General features: G+C 74.5%; 23 protein-coding genes. 15 read left to right on the top strand and 8 right to left on the bottom strand.

The window, feature by feature from the left end; translation table 11 throughout:
• Nucleotides 1-29: 29 nt before the first annotated feature.
• The 3 genes from ACTJIY_RS07585 to ACTJIY_RS07595 all read left to right on the top strand — a co-directional run bounded on the left by ACTJIY_RS07585 (nucleotide 30) and on the right by ACTJIY_RS07595 (nucleotide 5,306).
• Nucleotides 30-2,279, top strand: a complete 2,250-nt coding sequence (locus tag ACTJIY_RS07585) for a glycoside hydrolase family 127 protein (protein WP_440674723.1) — start codon at nucleotides 30-32, stop codon at nucleotides 2,277-2,279.
• The gene (locus tag ACTJIY_RS07590) at nucleotides 2,276-4,294 is read left to right on the top strand and encodes an Ig-like domain-containing protein (RefSeq protein WP_440674724.1); all 2,019 of its coding nucleotides are present in this window, start codon (nucleotides 2,276-2,278) and stop codon (nucleotides 4,292-4,294) included. The genes ACTJIY_RS07585 and ACTJIY_RS07590 overlap by 4 nt, the downstream gene beginning before the upstream one ends.
• Before the next feature lie 376 nt (nucleotides 4,295-4,670).
• On the top strand, nucleotides 4,671-5,306 hold the full coding sequence (locus ACTJIY_RS07595) for a hypothetical protein (RefSeq protein ID WP_440674725.1): 636 nt from the start codon (nucleotides 4,671-4,673) through the stop codon (nucleotides 5,304-5,306).
• Between the two features lie 12 nt (nucleotides 5,307-5,318).
• On the opposite strand, the gene ACTJIY_RS07600 is transcribed toward ACTJIY_RS07595, so the two are convergent.
• Nucleotides 5,319-6,632: an MFS transporter gene (locus ACTJIY_RS07600; protein WP_440674726.1), complete on the bottom strand. Its 1,314-nt coding sequence runs from the start codon at nucleotides 6,630-6,632 to the stop codon at nucleotides 5,319-5,321.
• Between the two features lie 76 nt (nucleotides 6,633-6,708).
• On the opposite strand from ACTJIY_RS07600, the gene ACTJIY_RS07605 reads away from it, so the two are divergent.
• Nucleotides 6,709-7,284, top strand: a complete 576-nt coding sequence (locus tag ACTJIY_RS07605) for an ArsR/SmtB family transcription factor (RefSeq protein ID WP_253055042.1) — start codon at nucleotides 6,709-6,711, stop codon at nucleotides 7,282-7,284.
• A 57-nt stretch (nucleotides 7,285-7,341) separates the two neighbouring features.
• On the opposite strand, the gene ACTJIY_RS07610 is transcribed toward ACTJIY_RS07605, so the two are convergent.
• A complete protein-coding gene (locus ACTJIY_RS07610) occupies nucleotides 7,342-8,046 on the bottom strand; it encodes a potassium channel family protein (protein ID WP_253055131.1) in 705 nt (234 codons plus the stop codon).
• Nucleotides 8,047-8,209: 163 nt separating this feature from the next.
• Complete coding sequence (locus ACTJIY_RS07615) at nucleotides 8,210-9,586, bottom strand: TrkH family potassium uptake protein (protein ID WP_253055043.1); 1,377 nt, start codon at nucleotides 9,584-9,586, stop codon at nucleotides 8,210-8,212.
• 166 nt (nucleotides 9,587-9,752) lie between these two features.
• On the opposite strand from ACTJIY_RS07615, the gene ACTJIY_RS07620 reads away from it, so the two are divergent.
• Together ACTJIY_RS07620 and ACTJIY_RS07625 are read left to right on the top strand one after the other, a co-directional pair.
• Entirely contained in the window at nucleotides 9,753-10,994 is a 1,242-nt protein-coding gene (locus ACTJIY_RS07620) for an acetoin utilization protein AcuC (protein WP_440674727.1), read from the top strand.
• 221 nt (nucleotides 10,995-11,215) lie between these two features.
• Nucleotides 11,216-11,314: a 30S ribosomal protein bS22 gene (locus ACTJIY_RS07625; RefSeq protein ID WP_003792170.1), complete on the top strand. Its 99-nt coding sequence runs from the start codon at nucleotides 11,216-11,218 to the stop codon at nucleotides 11,312-11,314.
• A gap of 184 nt (nucleotides 11,315-11,498) precedes the next feature.
• On the opposite strand, the gene ACTJIY_RS07630 is transcribed toward ACTJIY_RS07625, so the two are convergent.
• Nucleotides 11,499-12,380 (bottom strand): HAD family hydrolase, encoded by an 882-nt coding sequence (locus ACTJIY_RS07630; RefSeq protein WP_253055045.1) that lies wholly within the window; start codon nucleotides 12,378-12,380, stop codon nucleotides 11,499-11,501.
• Between the two features lie 60 nt (nucleotides 12,381-12,440).
• Here ACTJIY_RS07630 and ACTJIY_RS07635 point away from each other — a divergent pair, with 60 nt between their 5' ends.
• Nucleotides 12,441-12,734 (top strand): glutaredoxin family protein, encoded by a 294-nt coding sequence (locus ACTJIY_RS07635; protein WP_353707742.1) that lies wholly within the window; start codon nucleotides 12,441-12,443, stop codon nucleotides 12,732-12,734.
• A gap of 58 nt (nucleotides 12,735-12,792) precedes the next feature.
• Nucleotides 12,793-13,467, top strand: a complete 675-nt coding sequence (locus ACTJIY_RS07640) for a redox-sensing transcriptional repressor Rex (protein ID WP_253055047.1) — start codon at nucleotides 12,793-12,795, stop codon at nucleotides 13,465-13,467.
• 110 nt (nucleotides 13,468-13,577) lie between these two features.
• Here the strand turns inward: ACTJIY_RS07640 and ACTJIY_RS07645 are convergent, their stop codons facing one another.
• Nucleotides 13,578-14,129, bottom strand: coding sequence for a YceI family protein (locus ACTJIY_RS07645; protein WP_253055048.1), 552 nt, complete (start codon nucleotides 14,127-14,129; stop codon nucleotides 13,578-13,580).
• Nucleotides 14,130-14,301: 172 nt separating this feature from the next.
• Between ACTJIY_RS07645 and ACTJIY_RS07650 the strand changes: the two genes are divergently transcribed.
• The 6 genes from ACTJIY_RS07650 (at nucleotide 14,302) to ccsB (ending at nucleotide 20,108) form a co-directional block, all read left to right on the top strand.
• Nucleotides 14,302-14,832 (top strand): MarR family winged helix-turn-helix transcriptional regulator, encoded by a 531-nt coding sequence (locus tag ACTJIY_RS07650; RefSeq protein ID WP_440674728.1) that lies wholly within the window; start codon nucleotides 14,302-14,304, stop codon nucleotides 14,830-14,832.
• Between the two features lie 70 nt (nucleotides 14,833-14,902).
• Nucleotides 14,903-15,574: a histidine phosphatase family protein gene (locus ACTJIY_RS07655; RefSeq protein ID WP_253055050.1), complete on the top strand. Its 672-nt coding sequence runs from the start codon at nucleotides 14,903-14,905 to the stop codon at nucleotides 15,572-15,574.
• A 127-nt stretch (nucleotides 15,575-15,701) separates the two neighbouring features.
• On the top strand, nucleotides 15,702-16,334 hold the full coding sequence (locus ACTJIY_RS07660) for a TlpA family protein disulfide reductase (RefSeq protein ID WP_253055051.1): 633 nt from the start codon (nucleotides 15,702-15,704) through the stop codon (nucleotides 16,332-16,334).
• Between the two features lie 107 nt (nucleotides 16,335-16,441).
• Nucleotides 16,442-17,197, top strand: coding sequence for a cytochrome c biogenesis CcdA family protein (locus ACTJIY_RS07665; RefSeq protein WP_253055132.1), 756 nt, complete (start codon nucleotides 16,442-16,444; stop codon nucleotides 17,195-17,197).
• Between the two features lies 1 nt (nucleotide 17,198).
• On the top strand, nucleotides 17,199-19,085 hold the full coding sequence (gene resB, locus ACTJIY_RS07670) for a cytochrome c biogenesis protein ResB (protein WP_440674729.1): 1,887 nt from the start codon (nucleotides 17,199-17,201) through the stop codon (nucleotides 19,083-19,085).
• Between the two features lie 3 nt (nucleotides 19,086-19,088).
• On the top strand, nucleotides 19,089-20,108 hold the full coding sequence (gene ccsB, locus ACTJIY_RS07675; RefSeq protein WP_440674731.1) for a c-type cytochrome biogenesis protein CcsB: 1,020 nt from the start codon (nucleotides 19,089-19,091) through the stop codon (nucleotides 20,106-20,108).
• 41 nt (nucleotides 20,109-20,149) lie between these two features.
• Here ccsB and ACTJIY_RS07680 read toward each other — a convergent pair whose 3' ends face one another.
• A complete protein-coding gene (locus ACTJIY_RS07680) occupies nucleotides 20,150-20,620 on the bottom strand; it encodes a PLD nuclease N-terminal domain-containing protein (protein WP_440674732.1) in 471 nt (156 codons plus the stop codon).
• Between the two features lie 31 nt (nucleotides 20,621-20,651).
• On the opposite strand from ACTJIY_RS07680, the gene ACTJIY_RS07685 reads away from it, so the two are divergent.
• Nucleotides 20,652-20,990, top strand: coding sequence for a DUF4229 domain-containing protein (locus ACTJIY_RS07685; RefSeq protein WP_253055055.1), 339 nt, complete (start codon nucleotides 20,652-20,654; stop codon nucleotides 20,988-20,990).
• 37 nt (nucleotides 20,991-21,027) lie between these two features.
• On the opposite strand, the gene ACTJIY_RS07690 is transcribed toward ACTJIY_RS07685, so the two are convergent.
• Together ACTJIY_RS07690 and ACTJIY_RS07695 are read right to left on the bottom strand one after the other, a co-directional pair.
• Entirely contained in the window at nucleotides 21,028-21,897 is an 870-nt protein-coding gene (locus tag ACTJIY_RS07690; RefSeq protein ID WP_353707748.1) for a 1,4-dihydroxy-2-naphthoate polyprenyltransferase, read from the bottom strand.
• A gap of 54 nt (nucleotides 21,898-21,951) precedes the next feature.
• The gene (locus ACTJIY_RS07695; protein ID WP_440674733.1) at nucleotides 21,952-23,223 is read right to left on the bottom strand and encodes an AMP-binding protein; all 1,272 of its coding nucleotides are present in this window, start codon (nucleotides 23,221-23,223) and stop codon (nucleotides 21,952-21,954) included.
• Nucleotides 23,224-23,296: the final 73 nt, after the last annotated feature.

Here is a 23,296-nt window from a genome sequence, read left to right on the forward strand (position 1 = left end):
CGACGACGAGTGAGAAGGAGCGACAGCTCATGCACGTGCACGACTCCAGCTATTCGCGGCGGGCCGTCCTGCGGCTCGGGGCGCTGGCCGCCGGGGCGACCGGCGCCGTCGCGCTCGCGGGCGGCGGCAGCGCCCTCGCCGCGCCGCCGGCCCCGGCACTGACGGTCCCGAGCGGACCGCCCGTCAGCCGGGCCTTCCTGCGGTCCCTCGACCGCTCGGTGACCCTCGACGGCTGGGCCGCCGAGCCGTTCCCGATGTCCGACGTGACGCTCGCCCCGAGCGTCGCGACGCGCTCGCAGGACCAGATCCTGCACCTCGCGCGCGAGTACCCCGTGGACCGCGTCCTCGCGGTGTTCCGGCGCAACGCCGGGCTCGACACCCAGGGCGCGTCCGCGCCCGGCGGCTGGGAGGGCTTCGGCCACGCCAACGAGCAGCCGTGGGGACCCGACGACTACCCGGGCCGGGCGAACACCCAGACCGCGAACCTCCTGCGCGGCCACTACGGCGGGCACTTCCTGTCCATGGTGTCGCTCGCGTACGCGAGCACGGGCGAGACGGTGTTCCGCGACAAGGTGGACCAGATCGTCGAGGGCCTCGGCGAGGTCCAGACGGCGCTCGCGGCCATGGGGCGGTTCAGCCACCCCGGGTTCCTCGCGGCCTACGGCGAGTGGCAGTTCAGCCAGCTCGAGAAGTACGCGCCGTACGGCGAGATCTGGGCGCCGTACTACACGTGCCACAAGATCATGGCCGGTCTGCTCGAGGCCTACCGCCTCGCGGGGAACGACCAGGCGCTGGCGCTCGCGTCGTCCATGGCGGCGTGGGTGCACAGCCGCCTGTCGGTGCTGCCGCAGGCGCAGCTCGACCGGATGTGGGGCATCTACATCGCGGGCGAGTACGGCGGCATGAACGAGGTGCTCGCCGACATCGCGTCGATCACGGGCGACGACACGTACGTCGCCACGGCCAAGCTGTTCGACCTCAACACGCTCGTCGACGCGAGCGCCGCGGGCACGGACACGCTCAACGGCAAGCACGCGAACCAGCACATCCCGCAGTTCCCCGGCTACCTCAAGGTCTACGACCTCACGGGCGAGGAGCGGTACCTCAAGGCGGTCGAGGGCTTCTGGGGCATGGTCGTGCCCGGGCGCACGTACGCGCACGGCGGGCACGGCGAGGGCGAGCTGTTCGGACCGCCGAACACCGTCGCGGGCGACATCGGCGCGCGCAACGCCGAGACGTGCGGGACGTACAACATGCTCAAGCTCTCGCGCCTGCTGTACTTCCACTCGCTCGACCCGAAGTACATGGAGTACTACGAGCGCGGGCTGCTCAACCACATCGTCGGCTCGAAGAAGAACACGCAGTCCACGACGAGCCCCGACGTGACGTACATGTACGGCGTCAACCCGGGCACGCGGCGCGAGTACGGCAACACCGGCACGTGCTGCGGCGGGACCGGGCTCGAGAACCACGTCAAGTACCGCGACTCGGTGTACTTCCGGTCCGTCGACGGCGAGGTGCTGTACGTCAACCTCTACCTCGCCTCGACCCTCACGTGGGAGGAGAAGGGCTTCGAGGTCGTCCAGGAGACGCAGTACCCGAAGGTCGGCGCGACCCGCCTCACGGTGAACGGCTCCGGGCCGCTCGACCTGCGCCTGCGCGTGCCCGGCTGGGTGCGCAAGGGCTTCACGGTGACGGTCAACGGCGTGGAGCAGGAGCTCGACGCCGTGCCGGGGACGTACGTGAGCGTGTCGCGCTCGTGGTCGCCCGGCGACGTCGTCGAGGTGACGATGCCGCTGAGCATCCGCGCCGTGCCGACGATCGACAACCCCGCGATCCAGAGCATCGAGAACGGGCCGACGGTCCTGCTCGCGCGCAGCGCGTCGCGCGAGTACCTCAAGCTGTCGCTCTACGCCCACATGGGCCTCGACGGCACGCTCGAGGGCGCGTTCACCGATCTCGGGAACGGGTACTTCCGCCTCGGGGACCTCACGTTCGAGCCCGCGTGGTCGGGCGACGACACGCAGTACCACATGTACGTCGAGCGCTCCGAGCCCCGCGTGGTCTTCGCAGGGCTCGACAGCGGCGTCGCCAACGCCGCGCGGCCGAACGGGACGACGTTCCTCGACGTCGTGTGGGGCGACGGCGGCTTCGCCGACCGCGCCGCGTTCCTCCAGAAGGTCCAGCGCACGGTCGAGCAGTTCACCGCGGACGGCCTCCTGAGCCGCCGCGACGGTCAGAAGGTCCTGGTCACGGCGGGGAAGGCGAGGCTGGCATGAGCGCGCGCACCGACTCATCACGGGGCGCGGGCTCGGCCGTGCTCATCCCGCTCGGGCACGAGCCGGGGACACCCCGGGCCCGACGGCGCGTGGTCGCCACCGCGACCGTCCTCGCCCTCGCCCTCACGGGTGCGGGCGTCGGGGCGTGGGCCGCGACCTCGGGCACCGGGGACGAGGTCCTGGCGGCGGCCGACGAGGCGCCGTCGAACGTGGCGCTGCTCGGCACGCCCGAGGCGAGCTACACCGCGTCGTGGAACAAGGTCGAGGCCGTGAACGACGGCGCGGGCGTGAGCACCGGGGGAGCGCACGACGCGACCTGGGCGACGTGGAGCGGCGACCGGCCCGCGACGCAGTGGCTCGAGTACTCGTGGCCCGCGCCGGTCACCGTGGACCGTTCCGTCGTCCGGTTCTGGTCCGACGGCACGGACGCGAACGGCGACAACGTGCGGGTCCCGGCGTCGTGGACGCTCCAGTACTGGGACGCGGACGCCGGCGCGTTCGTCGACGTCCCGAACCCGAGCGGCTACCCGACCGAGAGGCTCACGACCAACGAGACGACCTTCGACGCGGTGACGACGACGCGCCTGCGCGCGACGTTCGACGCGCTGCGGGGGACCACGGCGACGACGTACTCGGCCGTCGGGGTGTCCGAGTGGGAGGTCTGGGGCACGGGCGGCGTCGAGGAGCCGGAGCCGGTCGACCCCAACGGGCCGATCGACTACTCGCCCGTCCACATCCCCACGGACGTCGGCGTCCTGCCCGACCTCCCGGCCGAGATCGACGCGATCTTCACCGACGGTCGCGTCGAGACGGTCTCCGTGGACTGGGACGACGTGACGGCCGACGACGTCGCCGTCGCGGGGGCGTTCGAGGTCACCGGGACGTCGGACGCGCTCGTCGAGCCGGTGAGCGGCACGGTGCACGTGCGCGACGGCGCGCCGGGGGACGTCACCGCGGTGGACAACGTGAGCGTCGTGACGCTCGCGGGCACCGCCCCGGCGCTCCCGGCCACCGTCACGGCCGAGTACGAGGACGCGTCCAAGGACAGCCGCATCCCGGTGACCTGGGGCGCCGTGGACCCGGCCGACTACGCCGAGCCCGACGGCCTGTTCTTCGTCGCCGGGGACGTCGAGGGCACGGACGTGCCGGCCGAGGCCGTCGTGTTCGTCGTCGCGCCGGACACCGGCGAGGACACGACGCCGCCGACCGTCACCGTCACGGCGCAGCCCGGCCCGGCGACGTCGGGCTGGTACGTCCAGCACCCGACCGTCACGGTCGTGGCGTCCGACAACCGCGACCCGGCCCCGGCGGTCGAGGTCTCGGTCGACGGCGGCGCGTGGGCTCCCTACGACGGCCCGTTCGCGGTCGACGAGGACGGCGTGCGCACGGTCGAGGCGCGCGCGACCGACGCGGCGGGGAACGTCGGCACGGGTTCGCGCGAGCTCCGCGTGGACACGGTCGCGCCGGTGACGGTCGCGACGCTGCGCGAGGTCGGCAGCAGCGTCGAGATCACGCTCGCGGCCACGGACGCGGGATCGGGCGTCGACAAGGTGCAGTGGGAGGGCCCCGGCACGTTCTGGGGCACGTACACCGAGCCGTTCACGCGCGCGCTCACCGACGAGCCGCAGGTGATCGAGTTCGCCGCGACCGACGCGGCGGGCAACGAGGAGACGCGCCAGCAGGTCGTGCTGCCCGCGCTGGGCGGCGAGCCGGGGCTGGACCTCGCGGTCGAGGTGTCGCCGCGGTGCCTCGCCGGCAAGGCGTACGTCGCCGTGCGCGTCACGAACGGCGAGGACGTCCCGGTGTCGGTGTCGCTCTCGACGCCGTACGGCGAGAAGGCGTTCGCCGACGTGGCGCCCGGCAAGAACGCCTACCAGTCGTTCGCGACGCGCGCGACGTCGGCCCCGGCGGGCACCGCGACCGTCACCGGGACCGCCACGGTCGACGGCCCCGACGGCCCCCAGGAGGTGACCGCCACGGTGGACGCGCCGTTCGCCGCGCTCGACTGCGGCTGACGCCGAGGTAGAGCCCTGGTACCGCGAGGTAGAGCCCCGGTACCGCGAGGTAGAGGCGTCGCCGTGACCACGCCTCTACCTCGCCACGGTGGGTGACCACAGACCCCCGGGTGGTGTGCCGGCACCGTCCGGGTCCGGCTCGGCCCCCGTCGCTCCTCGGAGCGGCGGGGGCCGAGCTTCGTGCTGCCGAGCTTCGTGCTGCCGAGCTTCGTGCTGCCGAGCTTCGTGCTGCCGGCGGCGAGCGGGTGAACAACCTGGACAGATGTTCAGTTCAGGCGTCCAAGATGGCAAGATGATCGCGGCTGGACGCTCGTCCAGCCGGGTTCGGGGGGACCCAGCGGCGCCCGCCCCGGGCCGGACGAAGAGGTTCATCGCAGTGACGACCACCCGCAGGCTGCTCGCCGCCCTCGTGATCGCCGGCTCCCTCGTCGTCCCCGCCGGCGCCGCCTCGGCCGCCGCGCTCACCACGGCCGTCCCCGACCCGGCCGAGGGCGTGCGCGTGAGCGTCGAGATCACCGAGCGGGAGGTCCCCGCGGCGCCCCGCGTCGTCGTCGTGGGCGAGGGCCCGTTCGTCGTCGGCGGCGAGCTCGTGGTGCGCGGCACCGGCCTCGCGCCGCACACCACCTACGAGGTCTGGCTCGAGACCGAGCCCGTGCTCCTCGGCACGGTCACGACCGACGCCGACGGTGCCTTCGAGCTCGTGACGACGATCCCCGCCGGGACGGCACCGGGCGAGCACCACATCCGCCTCTCCGCACCCGGTGGCGGTGCCGACGTCCTGTCCGAGCCGTTCGTCGTCTTCGCCGCGCCGGGCGAGCCCCAGGAGCCCGGCGGCACGCCGTCCACGGGCACGGGCGTCACGACCGGCGGCGGGACGTCCGCCTCCCCGCGCCCGGGCGGCCTCGCCACGACCGGCACGGGGCTCGTCGGGGCCGCCGTGCTCGCGGGGCTGGCCGTCGCGGCCGGTGCCGCGCTGCGCCGTCGGGCGTACCGGGGCCGGTCCGCCGCCTGACCGCGGCGAGGCTCACTCCTCGGCGGCCACGTCCGCCGCCTGCTCGTCCTCCCGGCGCCCGAGGTCGTCGCGCTCGTCGGCGGCGCGTTCCGCGGCGTCCATCGCGCGGTCGTCGACGACGAGCATGCCCAGCAGCGTCGCGGCCGACACCGCCGCCATGACCACGAACACGCTCCGCAGCCCGAAGAGCTCGCCGAGCGCGCCGCCGACCGCCGCCCCCAGCGGCATCGTCCCCCATGCCACGAGCCGGTAGCACGAGTTGAGGCGACCGAGGAGCGCGTCGGGCGTGATCCGCTGCCGGAGCGAGACGGTGACGACGTTCCACACGGCGATCCCCGCCCCGCCGACGGCGTAGACGGCGCCGATGACCCACGCGTCCGTCGTCACCGCGGGGACGCCCACGAGCGCGACGGTGCTGAGCACGGTCAGCGCCAGGGAGCGCGCCCGGCCGACGAGCGCGACGACGCGCTCCGCGACGAAGGACCCGGCGAACGCGCCGACGGCGGTCGTCGTGAGCAGCACGCCGTACGCGGGCTCGGACAGCCCCAGGGGCGAGTCGGGGCCGACGGCGTAGAGCACGAAGATCGCGAACGCGGCGTTGCTCGCGAAGTTGATGCCACCGACCATCAGGGCGAGCGTGCGCAGGATCCGGTCGTGCCACAGGAAGCGCAGGCCCTCGGCGATGTCGGCCCGCAGCGTCGTGCGGGTCGTGCGCTCGGGGCGGTAGGAGCCGGGCAGACCGACGAGCAGCCCGACGGCGATCGCCCACAGCGCGCCCGGGAGGCCGAACGCCACCGCCGCGCCCGCCGCGACGAGCAGCCCGCCCAGCGGCGGCCCGACGAACTGGTTCGCGGTGAGCTCCGCCGCGTACAGGCGCCCGTTCGCCCGGGGGAGCGCGGTGCGCGGGACGACCTGCGGCAGGATCGACTGCGCGGCGGTGTCGTAGAGCGTCTCCGTGACGCCCACGCCGAACGCGACGACGTAGAGCACGGCGATGCTGCCGGCGTCGGGCACGAGCGCGACGGCGGCGAGCGCGACGACGAGCAGCGCGCGCGCCACGTTGGCGCCGATCATCGCGTGGCGCCGGTCGAGCCGGTCGGCGAGCGCGCCGGCGGGGAGCGCGAAGAGGAGCCAGGGCAGCGTGAGCGCGAACGTCAGCCCGGCGACCAGAGCGGGCGAGTCGGTGTAGCGGACCGCGACGAGCGGTAGCGCGACCTTGAGCACGCCGTCGGCGAGGTTGGAGACCGTCGACGCGGTCCAGAGGCGCCGGAACGGCCCGCCCAGGGGCGTGCCGACCGTCCGTCGTCGGCGGGGTGCGAGGGCCATGGCGTCAGCATGGCACAGTGATCGAGAAATCCCAATCGATCGGTGGATCTCGATCGATCGACGTACGATGGGTGCCATGAGCGCCGAGCCCACGCCGCAGGAGCCAGCAGCGACGACGCGTGCGACGCCGCCCGCCGTGCCCGGACGGCGTCCGCCCACGGCGCTCGAGGCCAAGGCGCTCGCCCACCCCCTGCGCCAGCGCATCGTCCGGCAGTGCGGCACGCGCGAGATGACCAACAAGGAGCTCGCCGACCACCTCGGGGTCGCCCCCGGCACGGCCCTCCACCACGTCCGGCTCCTCGTCCGCGCCGGCCTGCTCGAGCCCGCCGACGTGCGCACCGGCGCCGGGGGAGCGCTCGAACGCCCCTACCGCGCGACCGGTGCGACCTGGTGGCTCGACGACCCCCTGCGCGGCACGGCGCCCGACGTCCGGTTCGGACCCTTCGCCGCCGCGCTCGACGACGCCCTCGCCGCGGGTCCCGACGCCGTCTCGACGGCCGCGACCTTCGGCCTCCACCTCTCCGACGACGACGTCGCCGAGCTCGACCGGCGCATCCTCGCCGTCCTCGACGAGTACGTCGCGACCGACGACCAGCGCCTCGACCGTCCCCTCCACCGCGGGGTGTTCCTCCTGCACCGCCCGCAGCCCTGACCTGGCGCGGACGCGACCGCGCGGCCGCAGCCCGGCCCGACCCGGCGCCGCGGGGGCTCAGGGGCGGGCGGCGAAGCGCTCCAGGAGGTCGGCGTGGCCGGAGACGATGAGGAGGTCGTTGGCGCTGATGCGGGTCTCGGGGGTCGCGTAGAGGAAGTCCTCGCCGGGAGACTTCACGCCGATGACCGTGACGCCGTAGCGCTCGCGGACCTTGGACTGCGCGAGCGTGAAGCCCTGGACCTCCTTGGGCGGGCGCATCTTGACGATCGTGAAGCCGTCCTCGACCTCGATGTAGTCGAGCAGCTTGCCGGAGACCAGGTGCGCGACGCGGGACCCGGCGTCGGCCTCGGGGAACACGACGTGGTGCGCGCCGATGCGCTGGAGGATGCGCCCGTGCTCGGCGGAGATCGCCTTGGCCCAGATCTGGGGCGTGCCCATGTCGACGAGGTTGCCCGTGATGAGCACGCTCGCCTCGAGCGACGTGCCCACGCCGACGACCGCGACGGGGAAGTCGCGCGCGCCGAGCTGCTCGAGGGCGACGGGGTTGGACGCGTCGGCCTCGACGAGGGGGAGCTGCCCGCTCCACTGGGCGACGAGCTCGGGGTCGCGCTCGACGGCGAGCACGTCCTGGCCGAGGCGGTCGAGCGTGGCCGCGATGGCCGTCCCGAAGCGTCCGAGACCGATGACGAGCACGCCGGCGTCCTTGCGCGGCGCCTTCGCCTCGTCGCGGCGGGAGCGCTCGGCGCGCCCGCGCTCGACGATGCGCCGGGCGACGGGGTCCGCCGGCAGGGCGTCCTTCCCGGTCGTCGGCCCGGCGCTCGGGTCGGCGCCGCGGGAGAAGGGGTCGGTCACGGTGGGGCCTCTCGTGTGGTCGGGGTGGGTCGGTGGCGGTGCCCGACGGCGTACGCCGCGGCGGGCGGTCCGCTCACCCGATGATGGGGCGCTCCTCGGGGTAGCGCACGATGCGGCGACGGTCGCGCAGCGCGAGCGCGGCGGCGAACGTCATGGTGCCGGTGCGCCCGACGAACATGAGCCCGACGAGCACGTACTTGCCCGCATCCGGGAGGCTGGGCGTGATGCCGGTGCTGAGGCCGACCGTCGCGAACGCGGAGATCGTCTCGAAGAGGATGACGTCGAGCGTCTCGCCCGTGATCTCCAGCAGGAGCAGGCTCGCCAGCAGGACCGCGGTCGCACCGACGAAGGACACGGCGACGGCGAGCCGCAGGGTGTCGCGGGGGATGCGGCGCCCGAAGGCCTCCATGTCCCGGTCGCCGCGCGCCTCGGACACGATCGCGATGAGCATGACGGCGAGCGTCGTGACCTTGATGCCGCCCGCGGTCGACGCGGAGCCGCCGCCCACGAACATGAGGGCGTCGGTGATGAGCCAGCTCGCCTCGTGCATTCCGCCGGTGTCGACGGTGGAGAAGCCGCCCGAGCGGGGCATGACGCCCGCGAACAGCGAGGCGAGGAGCTTCTCCCCGAACGCGAGCGGGCCGAGCGTGCGTTGGTTCGTCCACTCGACGGCCGCGAACAGGACCGTGCCGACCACGACGAGGGCCGCGCTCGTCGTGAGCGTGAGCTTGGTGTGCAGGCTCCACTTCGACACGCGCTTGCGGTTGCGCATGACGTTGAGGATCACGGGGAAGCCGAGGGAGCCGATGAACACGCCGAGGATGATCGGCAGGCACAGCATCCAGTCGCCGACGTACGGCGCGAGGCCCTGCTCGGTCGGGATGAACCCGGCGTTGTTGAAGGCCGAGATGCCGTAGAAGATGCCGTGCCACGCGGCCTCGCCGAACGTCTCCTCGAGCACGATGAACCGGGGCAGCAGGAGCAGCGCGATGAGGAGCTCGAGCGACGTCGAGGTGATCACGACGACCCGCACGAGCGAGCCGACCTCGCCGAGCCGCGTCGTCTTCGTCTCGGACGCGGTGAGGAGCTTCTGCGTGAGGCCGATGCGCCGCGACACGGCCATGCCGAGGATCGACGCGAGCGTCATGACGCCGAGGCCGCCGATCTTGATGCCGAGCAGGATGACGACCTGCCCGTACGTCGACCAGTACGTGCCCGTCGGGACGACGACCAGACCCGTGACGCACACCGCGGACGTCGCGGTGAAGAGGGCGTCGACGAACGGGGCAGCGCGACCGCTCGCGGTCGCCCAGGGGGCCATGAGGAGCGCGGTGAAGACCGCGATGACGGCGGCGAACACGGTGACGGCGAGGCGTGCGGGCGACTGCCGGGCGAGGCGGTCGACGATCTCCCGCCCCTTGAACAGGCGCCCGGTCATGCTCGTCGGCATGGAGCCTCCCTCACCACTCGCGTCACTCTGCCACGGGCCTGGTGACCCGTCATGTCGCCGCTCCGGCGCCGGGACATCATGCCGCGTCCGGCCTCCGTGCGCCGCACCGCGGTCCGGTGACCGGTCCGTCGGGGCGGGGGCGCGGCGCCGGGCGTTACCGTGAGCCATGCCCACGACCGACCCCCCGTCGTCGCCCGCCCTCGCCCGGGGGAGCGCCGCGGCGCCCGGATCCTGCGTCGTGTGGAGCCCCGAGCTCCTCGGGTACGACTTCGGTCCCGGGCACCCCATGTCCCCGGCCCGGCTCGACCTGACGATGGGCCTGGTGCGCGCGCTGGGCCTGCTCGACGGCGACGGTGCGCCTCAGGGTGCGCCTCGCGTCGTCGGGCCGGAGCCCGCGAGCGACGACGTCCTCGGCCTCGTGCACGAGCCGGCGTACGTCGCGGCCGTGCGCGCGGCGTCGGAGCACGGGACCCCCGACCCGGCCCGCGGTCTCGGCACCGAGGACGACCCGGTCTTCCCGGGGATGCACGAGGCCGCGGCCCGGATCGTCGCGGGCTCCTACGAGGCGGCGGGGGAGATCGCCGCGGGGCGCGTCGGGCACGCGGTGAACGTCGCGGGGGGCATGCACCACGCGAAGGCGGGCGCGGCGTCGGGCTTCTGCGTCTACAACGACGCGGCCGTCGCGATCCGGCGCCTCCTGGACGACGGCGTCGCGCGCGTCGCGTACGTCGACCTCGACGCCCACCACGGCGACGGCGTGGAGGAGGCGTTCTGGGACGACCCGCGCGTCCTCACCGTGTCCGTCCACCAGAGCGGCACGACGCTCTTTCCCGGTACCGGGCACCCGACCGACGTCGGGGGCGCGGGCGCCGAGGGCACGGCGGTCAACGTCGGGCTGCCCCGCCGCACGGACGGCGCGCGCTGGCTGCGCGCCGTCGACGCCGTCGTGCCGCCGGTGCTGCGGGCGTTCCGGCCCGAGGTCCTCGTCACCCAGCACGGGTGCGACGCGCACGGCGAGGACCCGCTCTCCGACCTCGACGTCTCCGTCGACGCCCAGCGCACGGCGCTCGCCCAGGTGCACGACCTCGCGCACGAGCTCACCGGCGGACGCTGGCTCGCGCTCGGCGGCGGCGGGTACGCGATCGCGCGCGTCGTGCCGCTCGTGTGGACGGCGGTCGTGGGGGAGGTCGTGCACCGGCCGGTGACGGCGGGCGAGCCGCTGCCCGAGGAGTGGCGCGCCCGCGTCGCCGAGGTCGCCGGGTTCGACGCCCCGCTCGCCTTCGGCCCGCCCGTCGACGTGCGCCGCTGGAGCAGCGGCTACGACCCCGACGACGACGTCGACCGCGCCGTCGCGGCCACGCGCCGCGCCGTCTTCCCGCTGCTCGGCCTCGACCCGCACTTCGACTGAGGCGGTCGTCCCCCGGGATGCCCGGGGCGTCGTGCAGGTCCGCGCGCCGGGCGGCGTACCGGGGCACGAGCGCGAGCGGGTAGTCTAGGGGGCGGATTTCTCTCGTGTTGGTCGGCTCGCGGCGCCCTCGTGGTCGCCGGGCGCCCCGATCAACCGTGGACCACACGCGGCCGGTCGACCGGTCGCCGACCGACACGCCGCTCGAGCATTGCGAGGACCGTATGGGCTCCGTCATCAAGAAGCGCCGCAAGCGCATGGCCAAGAAGAAGCACCGCAAGCTGCTTCGCAAGACGCGTCACCAGCGTCGCAACAAGAAGTGACGTCGCGCGCGTCCTGACGCGCCGACCCGCCGTCGAGCCCGGCCCCTCCCGAGGGACCGGGCTCGACGCGTCTCGGACGATCACGCGAGGTGGAGCCCTGGCCTACCAGGCCTCTACCTCGCGGGACCAGGGTTCTCTCTCGCGGGGGCGGGGGCGAGGGCGCCGGCTCGGGGGAGCGGGGTGGTCAGAGGCGCGAGATGCGGCGGTCGACGGCGCGGCGGACGGAGCGCAGGACGAGGGCGGCGGCCCAGGCGGCGCCGGCCCAGCTCGCGGTGCGGACGCTGCTGCGGGCGACGCGACGGCGTCGGCCGCGGAACTCGCGGATGGGCCAGCCGACGTCCTGCGCGTGCCGGCGCAGCCGCGCGTCGGGGTTGATGGGGCACGGGTGCCCCACGGCCTCCATCATCGTCACGTCGTTGAGCGAGTCGCCGTAGGCGTAGGACGCGTCGAGGTCGATGTCCTCGCGCTCGGCCAGGGCGCGCACCCCGGCGGCCTTGGCGCGGCCGTGCATCATGTCGCCCACGAGGCGGCCGGTGTAGAAGCCGTCCTCGTGCTCGGCGACGGTGCCGAGGGCGCCGGTCGTGCCGAGGCGGCGCGCGATGAGCTCGCCGATCTCGACGGGGGTCGCGGAGACGAGCCACACCTGGTGACCGGCGGCGAGGTGCTCGTCGAGCAGGCGGCGCGTACCGGGGTAGATGCGCAGCGAGAGGACGGTGTCGTAGACCTCCTCGCCGATCGCGGTGACCTCGGCGACGGAGCGACCCGCGATGAGGGCGAGCGCGCGGGACCGGATGCGGTCGATCTGCTGCTTGTTCTCGCCGAACAGGAGGTAGCGCGCCTGGTGCACGGCGAAGCGCACGATGTCGAGCGTCGAGAAGAACTCCCGCTGGTAGAGCGCGCGGGCGAGGTGGAACGACGACGCGCCGCGGATGATCGTGTTGTCCACGTCGAAGAACGCGGCGGTGCGGTGCGCGGGTGCGGGGGGTGTGCGGCCGGCGTCGGGCGCGGCCTCGGAGGCGGTCGACCCGGGGGTCGGGACGGGGCCCGGACCGGAAGACGTCGCCATGTCCCCACTCTAGGCGGTCCCGCGCTCGGCCCGGGGCCGCGTCCTCGTACCCTGGGAGGCGTGAGCACCTCCGACGCGCCGGCCCCTCCCGTCCTCCTCTACGGCCGAGCGGGGTGCCACCTGTGCGACGACGCGCGCGCCGTCGTCGCGGCGGTGTGCGCCGAGGCGGGCGTCGCGTGGGCGGAGGTGGACGTGGACGCGCCGGACGCGGACCCGGCGCTGCGCGAGCAGTACGGCGAGTACGTCCCGGTCGTGACGGTCGGCGGCGTGCAGCAGGGGTTCTGGCGCGTGGACGCCCGCCGGCTCGCCCGCGCGGTGGGTCGGATTTCGACGGCGCGCGCGGACCTGGGATGATTCCTCCCGGTGGAGCGCGACCGTCGACGAGGACGGTCCCAGGACGACGGGGTGACGGGTGGCTGAGCAGGTAGTCGGTGAGGTGACGGCGCCGGGTATCCCGAGCGCGACGGTGGCGCGGCTCCCGTCCTACCTGCGGGCGCTGCGCGACCTGGTGGCGCGGGGCGTCGCGACGACGTCGTCGGTCGAGCTCGCCGAGCTCTCCGGCGTCGGTCCGGCGCAGCTCCGCAAGGACCTGTCGTTCCTGGGCTCGTTCGGCACGCGCGGCGTGGGCTACGACGTGGACTCGCTCGCGCAGTACATCACCGAGGCGCTGGGGCTCGTGGACGAGCACCGCATCGCGATCGTCGGGATCGGCAACCTGGGGCACGCGCTCGCGAACTACTCGGGGTACGAGCAGCGGGGCTTCCACGTCGCGGCGCTCCTCGACGCGTCGCCGGAGGTCGTGGGCACGCGGGCGGCGGGCCTCGTCGTCGAGCACGTCGACGCGCTGGAGGAGGTCGTGGCGCGGGAGAAGGTGTCGATCGTGGTCCTCGCGACGCCGGCGGCGCACGCGCAGTCCGTCGCGGACCGGGTCGTGGCGGCGGGCGTGCGGGAGATCCTCAACTTCGCGCCGCGTGCGCTGCAGGTGCCCGCGGACGTCGACGTGCGCGGCGTGGACGTCGGCAGCGAGCTGCAGATCCTCGCGTTCCACTCCCAGGCGCGCGCGCTCGCCGAGGCGCAGGACCGCTGAACGACGAGGGGCCGCGTGCTCGCGCACGCGGCCCCTCGGGGCGGCACCCCTGCCGGGGGTGCAGTGTTTCGGGGAACGGTACCGGGGAAGAGTGTCCCGGGAGCCGGTCGTCAGGCCTGCTTGATGGCCGAGACGTCGAGGGCGATCTTGATCTTGTCGCCCACGAGCACGCCGCCGGTCTCGAGCGCGGCGTTCCAGGTGAGGCCGAACTCCTTGCGGGAGATCTCCGTGGTCGCCTCGAACCCGGCGCGCGCGTTGCCGAACGGGTCGGTCGCGGTGCCCGCGAACTCGGTCTCGAGCTCGACCGGCTTGGTCACGCCGTTGATGGTCAGGTCGCCCGCCACGACGAAGTCGTCGCCGTCGCCGGAGATGCTGGTCGACGCGAAGGTCCACGTCGGCTTGTTCTCGGCGTCCCAGAAGTCCGCGCTGCGCAGGTGGTTGTCGCGGTTCGCGTCGCCCGTGCTCACGGACGCGGCGTCGAGCTCGGCGGTCACGGAGGTCGACTCGAGGTCGTCGCCCACGGTGATGGTGCCGGCCGTGATGGCGAGCGTGCCGCGCACCTTGGAGATGCCGGCGTGGCGGACCGTGAAGGCCGCCTGCGAGTGGGACGAGTCGAGGGCGTAGGTACCGGCGTTGAGCCCGGCGGGCAGCGGCGTGGCCATGGGTGCTCCTGAAGGGGTCGAGGGTCCCGGGGGACCGAACTTGGTTGAAGGTTCAACTTCGCACGAGCGTATCAACAGCAGGGGGTGATCCGTCTATTCCCGGTGAGGTGGAACAATGTTCGGCGAGGTTCCACCCCTGAACCCGCCCCCGTCCGCCAGCGCCCGAGGACCCATGACCAGCAACGACGTCGACCACCAGCTGACGACGACCGCCCGCGGGACCACCGCGGCCGCGAGCGAGGAGCCGCGCTGGCTCGACGCCGAGCAGCAGCGCCTGTGGCGCGCCTACCTCGACGGGACCGTGCGCTTCATCGAGTCGCTGGGGCGCGACCACGAGGAGCGGTCGGACGTGTCGCTCAACGAGTACGAGCTGCTGGTGCGGCTCTCGGAGAGCCCGGACCACACGCTGCGGATGTCCGCCCTCGCCGACGGGCTCGCCCGGTCCCGCAGCCGCGTGACCCACACCGTGGCGCGCATGGAGGCACGCGGCCTGGTCCGGCGCTCGGCGAGCACGGGCGACCGCCGCGGGGTCAACTGCGAGATGACGACCGAGGGCTACCGCGTCCTCGTGGCGTCGGCTCCGGCCCACGTGGCCGCCGTGCGCCGGTTCATGGTCGACGTGCTCACGCCGGAGCAGTTCCGGGCGCTCGGCGAGGCGATGGCGGCCGTCGCCGAGGCGTGCAAGGCCGACCGCGACTCCTGACCCGGGTCGCTCCGGGAGCCGCCGGCCCGCGGGTGCCGGTCAGGGCCGGGAGTGCGGGACACTGGTGCGCATGGTCTCCACCATCGTCCACCTCCTGCGCCACGGCGAGGTCCACAACCCCGACGGCGTCCTCTACGGCCGCATCCCCGGCTACCACCTCTCCGAGCGAGGCCACGAGATGGCCCGCCGCGTCGCCGCGCACCTCGCGGGCGAGCCCGGGCCCGACGGCGCGTCCCGCCCCCGCGCGGACCTCGCCGTCGTCGTCGCGTCGCCGCTCCAGCGCGCCCAGGAGACGGCCACGCCCGCCGCCGAGGCGTTCGGGCTCGAGCTCGGCACCGACGACCGGCTCATCGAGGCCGCGAACCACTTCGAGGGCATGACCTTCGGCGTCGGGGACGGGTCGCTGCGCCACCCGCAGCACTGGCGCTTCCTGTGGAACCCGTTCCGGCCGTCCTGGGGCGAGCCGTACACCGAGCAGGTCGCGCGCATGCGCGCCGCGGTCGCCGACGCCCGGGACAAGGCCGCGGGCCACGAGGCGCTCCTCGTGAGCCACCAGCTCCCCGTGTGGCTCACGCGCCTGAGCTTCGAGAACCGCCGCCTGTGGCACGACCCGCGCAAGCGGCAGTGCTCGCTCGCGTCGCTCACGTCGCTGCACTTCGAGGACGACCGCCTCGTCGGCCTGCACTACTCCGAGCCGGTCGCCGACCTCCTCCCGGGCGCCGCGACCGTCGCGGGGGCGTGACGTCGGTCATGTCTCGCGCAGTCGTCGCCGTCCGGACGCCCGAACCGTCCCGTTCGGGAGTGGCGGAGGTCACGTCTCCCAGGTGGCGTCCAGGAACCCCGGGCAGGGTGCCTCCCGTGATGCCGCTGTGACCGCCAGCTCGCGCGCGCGTGCCGCGCGCGCCCTCCCGCCCGTCCGCCGCGTGCTGACCGCGGGCGTCGTGCTCGCCGCGACGCTCGGCCTCGCGGCGTGCGCCCAGGACTCCGGCGCGACGACGGACGTCGTGGGGCAGGGCTACGTCTCCGGCGACGGCTCGGTCCGCACCTGGGACGCGGGCGAGCGGGGCGACGTCGTCGCGCTCACCGGCACCGACTACGAGGGCGAGCCGGTCGACACGAGCGCCTGGCTGGGCGACGTCGTCGTGCTCAACACCTGGTACGCCGCGTGCGCGCCGTGCCGCGCCGAGGCGCCCGACCTCGTGGCCCTCGCGAACGACCGCGCCGACGACGGCGTGCAGGTGCTCGGCATCAACACGACGGACGAGGCCGGGGCCGCGCAGGCGTTCCAGCGCCGGTTCGAGGTGCCGTACCCGTCGATCGACGACCGCAGCGGGGAGGTCGTCGCGGCGCTCTCCGGCACGGTGCCGCTCCAGGCGGTCCCGTCGACGGTCGTGCTCGACCGCGAGGGCCGCGTCGCGGCACGCGTCATCGGGCTCGCCGAGGGCTCGACCCTGAACGCGCTCGTCGACGACGTGCTCGCCGAGGACGAGGCGGCCGGCTGACCGTGGTCACCCTCGCGTCCCTCGCCGCCACCGTCCCGGCCACCGCGCTCCCCGCCGCCGCGACGAGCGTCGGCGACACGTTCGCCGCGACGGTCTGGAGCGGGTCGATGCTGCTGGCGGTCCCGGTGGCGATCCTGGCGGGGCTCGTCTCCTTCGCCTCGCCGTGCGTGCTGCCGCTCGTGCCCGGCTACGTCGGGTACGTCTCGGGCATGGCCGCGGCGAACGCCGGGAGCGGGCGTGGCGCGTCCGGAGGGACGACGACGGCCACGCGGGTCGCGGCGCCGAGCCGCGGCCGCGTCCTCGCGGGCGTCGGGCTCTTCGTCGCCGGCTTCACGCTCGTGTTCGTCGCGCTGATGGTCGCCGCCGGCGCGATCGGCGTGCACCTGGTCCGGTGGGAGGACGTCATCACGCGCGTCCTGGGCGTGGTCGTCATCCTCATGGGGCTCGCCTTCATGGGGGCGGTCCCGTTCCTCCAGCGCGAGCGGCGCCTGCACCTGAGCCCTCAGGCGGGGCTGTGGGGAGCGCCGCTGCTCGGCATCGTGTTCGGGCTCGGCTGGACGCCGTGCCTCGGTCCGACGCTCGTCGCCGTGCAGTCGCTGTCGCTGAACGAGGCCTCGGCGGGCCGTGGCGCGGTCCTCGGGGTCGCCTACTGCCTCGGTCTCGGCGTGCCGTTCCTGCTCATCGCGCTCGGGCTCCAGAGCTCGCAGCGCATGCTCGGCTTCCTGCGCCGGCACCGCCTCGCGATCATGCGGATCGGCGGCGGGCTGCTCGTGCTCATCGGCCTCGCGCTGGTCACGGGCCTGTGGACGACGTGGACGACGACCATGCAGGGCTGGATCGACGGCTACGTGACGGTGGTGTGAGATGACCGAGCGGACCGGCCAGGCCGAGAGATCAGAAGAGCGTCCGACGCCGACGGGCTACCGCCCCGAGGGCATCGACGACGCGTTCTCCGCGGGCGACGGCCCGGGTGACCGGACGCCGTCGGGTGGCGGGGGCGGCGCGGGAGGCGACGGCGGCCCGGCGCTCCCGAGGCTCGGGTGGCGCGGCACGCTGCGCTGGACGTGGCGGCAGCTCACGAGCATGCGCGTCGCGCTCATGCTCCTCATGCTGCTCGCGGTCGCAGCGGTGCCCGGCTCCGTCCTGCCGCAGCGCCCCCAGGACCCGGCGGCCGTGCTGCGGTACCTGCAGGAGAACCCGACGACGGGGGAGTGGCTCGACCGGCTCGGCTTCTTCGACGTCTACGCCTCGGTGTGGTTCTCCGCGATCTACATCCTGCTGTTCGTCTCGCTCGTCGGCTGCATCCTGCCGCGCACGAAGGCGCACTGGCAGGCGCTGCGCACGCGGCCCCCGCGCACGCCGCGGCGCTTCGACCGCTTCCCCGCGCAGGCGCGCGCCGTCACCGACGCCTCGCCGGACGAGGTCGTCGCGGCGGCGAGCAGCCACCTGCGCGGCCGCCTGCGCCGGCTGCCGACGTTCCGCGTCGACACGGGCGCCGAGGAGGCCGCCCCCGCGCGCGGTCGCGCCGCGGCGCGACCCGCCGCGCGCACGGTGTCCGCCGAGCGGGGCTACGTGCGCGAGACGGGCAACCTGCTGTTCCACCTGTCGCTCGTCGGTCTCCTCGTCGCCGTCGCGACGGGCCAGCTCCTGCACTACCGCGGCCAGGCGATCGTCACCGAGGGCCGCGGGTTCGCCAACGCGGTCGTCGACTACGACACGTTCGAGAACGGCGCGTGGTTCCGGCCGTCGTCGCTCGTGCCGTTCTCGATGACGCTCGACGCGTTCGAGTCGGAGTTCGCCCAGGACGCGGTCGCGTTCGCGCAATCGCGCGACTTCACGGCGACGGTCACCGTGCGCGACCCCGACGGCGAGTCCCACGAGGAGACCATCAAGGTCAACCACCCGCTCACCGCCGGCGGCGCCAAGATCTACCTCCAGGGCAACGGGTTCGCGCCCGAGGTCACGGTGCACGACGCCGACGGCGAGGTGGCGTTCTCGGGCCGCGTGCCGTTCCTGCCCGAGGACACGATGTACACCTCGCGCGGCGTCATCAAGGTGCCCGACGTGTCGTCCGGCCTCGACCAGATCGGGCTCGTCGGGTACTTCCTGCCGACGGCCCAGCTCAGCGAGGACGGCGAGACCGCGGAGTCGGTGTACCCGCAGCCGATCAACCCGCTCCTCGTGCTCGAGGTCTACCGGGGCGACCTCGGTCTCGACGAGGGCCTGCCGCAGAACGTCTACCGCCTCGACACGGACGACCTCACGCCGTCGGTCGACGCGGACGGCGAGCGCGTGAAGCTGCTCGTCGCCCCGGGCGAGACGGTCGACCTGCCCGACGGCCTCGGCACGATCACGTTCGACTCGCTGCCGCGCTACGTCGCGCTCGACCTGCGCCACGACCCGTCGCTCACGTGGGTGCTCGTGTTCGCGCTCGGCGCGCTCACGGGGCTCGCCGTCTCGCTGTTCACCCCGCGCCGCCGCGTGTGGGTGCGCGCGTGGCGCGAGGAGGTCCCCGGTGACGGGGACGACGGCCCGCGCGAGCGCACCGTCGTCGCCGTCGCGGGTCTCGCCCGCGGGGACGACGCCGGGCTCCAGGGCGAGGTGGACTCGCTTCTCGCCGCGCTCCCGGGCGTGGCACCATCGGGTGAGGGTGACCTCACCACGTCGTCGGGACGCGCACCGGCCGACCGCACCCGCTCCACCGCGCGTCCCGCACAGGACCCGACCGCGCGACCGCGCACGAAAGGCTGACCGATGACCGTAGCCGAGCTGAGCCAGGACCTCGTCTGGGCCGCTGCGACTGCCCTGACCGTCGCGCTCGTCGCGTTCGCGATCGACCTCGCGCGGCTCGCGGGCCGCGCGGACGACGAGCGGGCCGAGGCACGGGCCGACGCGAAGGCGCCCGGCGCGGAGGTGCTCGCGGGCGCGGGCGCGTCCGTCTCGCCGTACGGCCCGGGCACGCCGGACGTCGTCGACGCCGCACCCGTCGCCGCGCCCGAGCCGTCGCGCAAGGCCGCCAACATCGGGATCTCGCTGACGTGGCTCGGGACGGCGCTGCTGCTCGTCGCGATCGTCACGCGCGGGATCGCTGCCGGCCGCACGCCGTGGGCCAACATGTACGAGTTCACGCTCGTCGGCGCGTTCGTCGCGCTCGCGGTGTTCCTGGCCGTGTCGCTCAAGCGGGACGTGCGCTTCCTCGGGTCGTTCGTCACGGGCCTCGCGGTTCTGTTCCTCGTGCTCGCGCAGAACGCGTTCTTCGTCGCCGCGACCGGCGTGCAGCCCGCGCTCCAGTCCTACTGGCTCGTCATCCACGTGGGCGTCGCGATCATCGCGACGGGCATCTTCACCGTCGCGTTCGTCACGTCGGTGCTCCAGCTCCTGCGCGACTCGCGCGACTCCGGGAACGCCTTCCTCGGCGCGCGCGGCTGGCGCTGGCTCGACTCGACGCCGGGCCCGCTCCAGCTCGAGGCGCTCAGCTTCCGCCTCAACGCGGTCGCGTTCGTGCTGTGGACGTTCACCATCATCGGCGGCGCGATCTGGGCGGAGCACGCCTGGGGCCGCTACTGGGGCTGGGACCCCAAGGAGGTCTGGAGCTTCGTCGTCTGGATCGTGTACGCGGCGTACCTGCACGCCCGCACGACCCGCGGCTGGTCCGGCCGCCGGGCGGCGTACTTCGTGATCGTCGGCTACGCGTGCGTGCTCTTCAACTTCACGGGCGTGAACCTGCTGTTCAACGGCAAGCACTCGTACTCGGGCCTCAACCCGGGCGACTGACCCGGTCCGACACCGCGCTCGACCTCACTGCGGTGGGTCGGTCAGCGGGCGGTGTCGTCGCCGTCGTCGGACCCGTTGCTCGCGCCGGGACGGTGCGCGTCGCCGTCGTCCTCGGTGCGGTCGTCCTCCGTCGTGCCCCCGGCCGTCGGGGGAGCGTCGTCCGTCGCGGGCGAGGGCGCCTCGTCCCGCGCCTGGCGGCGCTGCTGCTGCTCGAGCCGCCAGAGGAACTCGGGGTCGTCGTCGGGCGCGACGGGGGCGTTGCGACGGCGGCGCGTGCCGCCGTTCGACGCACCGCCCGACGGCCGACCGGCCGCGTACCGCGAGCCGGACCGCGACGCGGAGCGCTTGACGAGGATCCAGGCGACCGGGCCGAGGAACGGCAGCAGGATGATGAGGACGATCCACAGCCCCTTCGGGATGCCGCCGCGCTCCTCCTCGTCGCTCGAGGCGAGGTCGACGAGCGCGTAGACCGCGAGGCCGACGGCGAGGAGGGGGAGCAGCACGCGAAGCATGGCTCCAGCCTACGGGCCGTACCCTGGAGTCGTGCCTGTCGTGATCTACTCCGTCCTGCGTCTGCTCCTCTTCGCGGTCGCGCTGGGCGTCCTCTGGTTCGCCGGCCTCCGGGGCTGGCTGCTCGTCCTGGTCGCCGCGGTCGTCGCGCTCATGCTGTCCTACCTGACGCTGCGCACGCCCCGTGAGGCGGCGTCGCGCTACCTCGCCGAGCGGGCCGAGCACCGCGCCCGGACGGGCGAGCGGTTCTCGCGCGAGATCGAGGACGACGCGGCGGCCGAGGACGCGGCCCTCGACGCGCAGGAGGACGCCGCCTCGAGAGGTGCGGACACGACGCCGACCGAGCAGCCCGGGGCGTCGTCGGCCCGCTGAGCCCTGCCGCTGCACCCCGGCGCAGGACCGACGGCGCTCAGAGCGCCAGCCCGACCCCCAGCAGCACGCCGTACGCGAGCTCGAACAGCCCGGTCCCGGCGAGCACGGGCACGAGGAGCGGCCCGCGTGCCCCCGCGATCACCGGGACCGTGAGCAGCACCGCGGGCAGCAGGAGCAGCAGGACGGCGAGCGACCAGGGCGCCGCGAACGCGCACACGACCGCCAGCAGCAGCGGGAACCAGATCATCGCGACGTAGGCCCGGCGGGCACGGAAGTCGCCGAGCCGCACCGCGAGCGTCCGCTTGCCCGCGACGACGTCGGTGGGGATGTCGCGGATGTTGTTCACCATGAGGATCGCGCACGCGAGCAGGCCCACCGCGACTGCGCCGACGGCCGACGGCCACGTCACGACGCCCGCCTGCGTGTACGTGGTGCCGAGCGTGGCCACGAGCCCGAAGAACACGAACACCCCGACCTCGCCGAGACCCCGGTAGCCGTAGGGGTTGCGCCCGCCCGTGTAGTACCAGCCCGCGAGGATCGCGAGGGCGCCGACGGCGACCAGCCACCAGTGGCCGGTCACCGCGCAGAGCACGAGCCCGAGCACGGCGGCGACGCCGAACGCGCCGAACGCCGCGGCGCGCACCTGACCGGGTCGCGCGGCGCCGGTCGCGGTGAGCCGCATGGGGCCGACGCGGTCGAGGTCGGTCCCCCGCACGCCGTCGGAGTAGTCGTTCGCGTAGTTCACGCCCACCTGGAGCGCGAGCGCGACGCCGAGGGCGAGCAGCGCGGGCCAGAAGGCGAAGCCGTCCACCTGGGCCGCGGCGCCGGACCCGACGATGACGGGCGTCGCGGCGGCGGGGAGGGTGCGCGGGCGCGCGCCCGCGACCCACTCGGTGGTGCTGGCCATGGTGCTCCGTCTCGGTCGTGCGGGTCGTGCAGGGTGGTGGGACCGCGGGCGGGCTCACCCAGGGGGGACCTGGAGGTGCCCGACGGCGAGCCGCGCCACCGCGGCGCGGTCCACCTTGCCGGGCCCGCGGCGCGGGAGCTCCCCGACGACGAGCACGCGACGCGGTGCCGCCGCACGCTCCAGCCTATCTGCGACGTGGTTCCGGACCGCCGCGAGGAGCGACGTCGGGGCGTCCGCTACGCCGCCGTCGGGGTGGGCGCCGTCGGCGGTCCACGGGGCGGGTGGACGCCCCGCCGTCGTGACGACCGCGACGACCTCCTGCCCCCACTCCGGGTGCGGCACGCCGACGACGCACGCCTCGCCCACGCCCTCGACCTCGGCGACGAGGGCCTCGACCGCGGCCGGGGCGACGTTGACGCCGCCCGAGACCACGACGTCGTCGGCCCGGCCGAGCACGGTGAGCGTCGGGTCGTCCGGAGGCCCGTCGAGCCGACCGAGGTCGCTCGTGCGGAACCAGCGCGTGCCGTCGTCGTCGGTCCGGAACGCGTGCCCGGTCGCGCCGGGGTCACCGAGGTAGCCGTCCGCGAGGACGGGCCCGGCGAGCTCGACGACGCCCGCGGCCCCTCCCGACGCGTCCGTCCCCTCCTGGCCCGCGCCGAGCCGCACGCGCACGCCCGCGAGCGGGACGCCGTCGTACACGCACCCGCCGCTCGTCTCCGTCATGCCGTAGGTCGTGACGACGCGCGCGCCCGCCGCCCGCGCGCGGCGCAGCAGGGTGGGAGGCGTCGCGGCACCGCCCAGCAGGACCGCGTCGAGGGCGCAGAGCGCGTCGAGGCCCGCCGTGCCGCCGTCGGAGCCCGCGTCGGCCGCGACGAGGAGGCGGTGGAGCTGCGTCGGGACGAGCGAGACGTACCGGCGCTCCGTGGGCGGGGTGCGGCCGACGAGCGCCGCGAAGCCGGCGGGGGTGAAGGGCTCGTCCGGTGGCGCGACCGTGAGGCCTCGCCCGGCCGCGTGGGCGCGGGCGACGACCTGGACGCCCGCCACGTGCGTCGGGGGGAGCGTGAGGAGCCAGTGGCCCGGGCCGCCCAGCCGCTCGTGCGTCGCCGCGCCCGAGGCCCGCAGCGCGGTCGCGGACAGCACGACCTCGCGCGGCGCGCCCGTCGAGCCCGACGTGCGCAGGACGAGCGCGGCGCCCGGTGGGACGTCGGCGCGCCCGGGACGGTCGAGCAGCGGGACGGGCGCCACCGGGGCGCCCTCGCCGTCCAGGGCGGCGCCGACCGCCGCGACCAGGGTGTCGAGATCGGCGGGGACGACGGCGCGGTTCACCGGATCAGCGTAGGCCGGGCCGTAGGGTGGCCCGGAGACGCACGTCCGTCGCAGGGGCTGCCCCAGGACCGGT

Origin of the sequence: Cellulosimicrobium sp. 22598 (assembly GCF_052044445.1) — a bacterium.
In the GTDB taxonomy this organism is placed as follows: Bacteria; Actinomycetota; Actinomycetes; order Actinomycetales; family Cellulomonadaceae; genus Cellulosimicrobium; species Cellulosimicrobium cellulans_G.

What these genes read in the sequence shown, in the direction of transcription:
- ACTJIY_RS07585 (WP_440674723.1), top strand. Translation starts at nt 30, where the DNA reads ATGCACGTGCACGACTCCAGCTATTCGCGGCGGGCCGTCCTGCGGCTC.
- ACTJIY_RS07590 (WP_440674724.1), top strand. Translation starts at nt 2,276, where the DNA reads ATGAGCGCGCGCACCGACTCATCACGGGGCGCGGGCTCGGCCGTGCTC.
- ACTJIY_RS07600 (WP_440674726.1), bottom strand. Translation starts at nt 6,632, where the DNA reads ATGGCCCTCGCACCCCGCCGACGACGGACGGTCGGCACGCCCCTGGGC.
- ACTJIY_RS07605 (WP_253055042.1), top strand. Translation starts at nt 6,709, where the DNA reads ATGAGCGCCGAGCCCACGCCGCAGGAGCCAGCAGCGACGACGCGTGCG.
- ACTJIY_RS07615 (WP_253055043.1), bottom strand. Translation starts at nt 9,586, where the DNA reads ATGCCGACGAGCATGACCGGGCGCCTGTTCAAGGGGCGGGAGATCGTC.
- ACTJIY_RS07620 (WP_440674727.1), top strand. Translation starts at nt 9,753, where the DNA reads ATGCCCACGACCGACCCCCCGTCGTCGCCCGCCCTCGCCCGGGGGAGC.
- ACTJIY_RS07625 (WP_003792170.1), top strand. Translation starts at nt 11,216, where the DNA reads ATGGGCTCCGTCATCAAGAAGCGCCGCAAGCGCATGGCCAAGAAGAAG.
- ACTJIY_RS07630 (WP_253055045.1), bottom strand. Translation starts at nt 12,380, where the DNA reads ATGGCGACGTCTTCCGGTCCGGGCCCCGTCCCGACCCCCGGGTCGACC.
- ACTJIY_RS07645 (WP_253055048.1), bottom strand. Translation starts at nt 14,129, where the DNA reads ATGGCCACGCCGCTGCCCGCCGGGCTCAACGCCGGTACCTACGCCCTC.
- ACTJIY_RS07650 (WP_440674728.1), top strand. Translation starts at nt 14,302, where the DNA reads ATGACCAGCAACGACGTCGACCACCAGCTGACGACGACCGCCCGCGGG.
- ACTJIY_RS07655 (WP_253055050.1), top strand. Translation starts at nt 14,903, where the DNA reads ATGGTCTCCACCATCGTCCACCTCCTGCGCCACGGCGAGGTCCACAAC.
- ACTJIY_RS07665 (WP_253055132.1), top strand. Translation starts at nt 16,442, where the DNA reads ATGCTGCTGGCGGTCCCGGTGGCGATCCTGGCGGGGCTCGTCTCCTTC.
- resB (WP_440674729.1), top strand. Translation starts at nt 17,199, where the DNA reads ATGACCGAGCGGACCGGCCAGGCCGAGAGATCAGAAGAGCGTCCGACG.
- ccsB (WP_440674731.1), top strand. Translation starts at nt 19,089, where the DNA reads ATGACCGTAGCCGAGCTGAGCCAGGACCTCGTCTGGGCCGCTGCGACT.
- ACTJIY_RS07680 (WP_440674732.1), bottom strand. Translation starts at nt 20,620, where the DNA reads ATGCTTCGCGTGCTGCTCCCCCTCCTCGCCGTCGGCCTCGCGGTCTAC.
- ACTJIY_RS07690 (WP_353707748.1), bottom strand. Translation starts at nt 21,897, where the DNA reads ATGGCCAGCACCACCGAGTGGGTCGCGGGCGCGCGCCCGCGCACCCTC.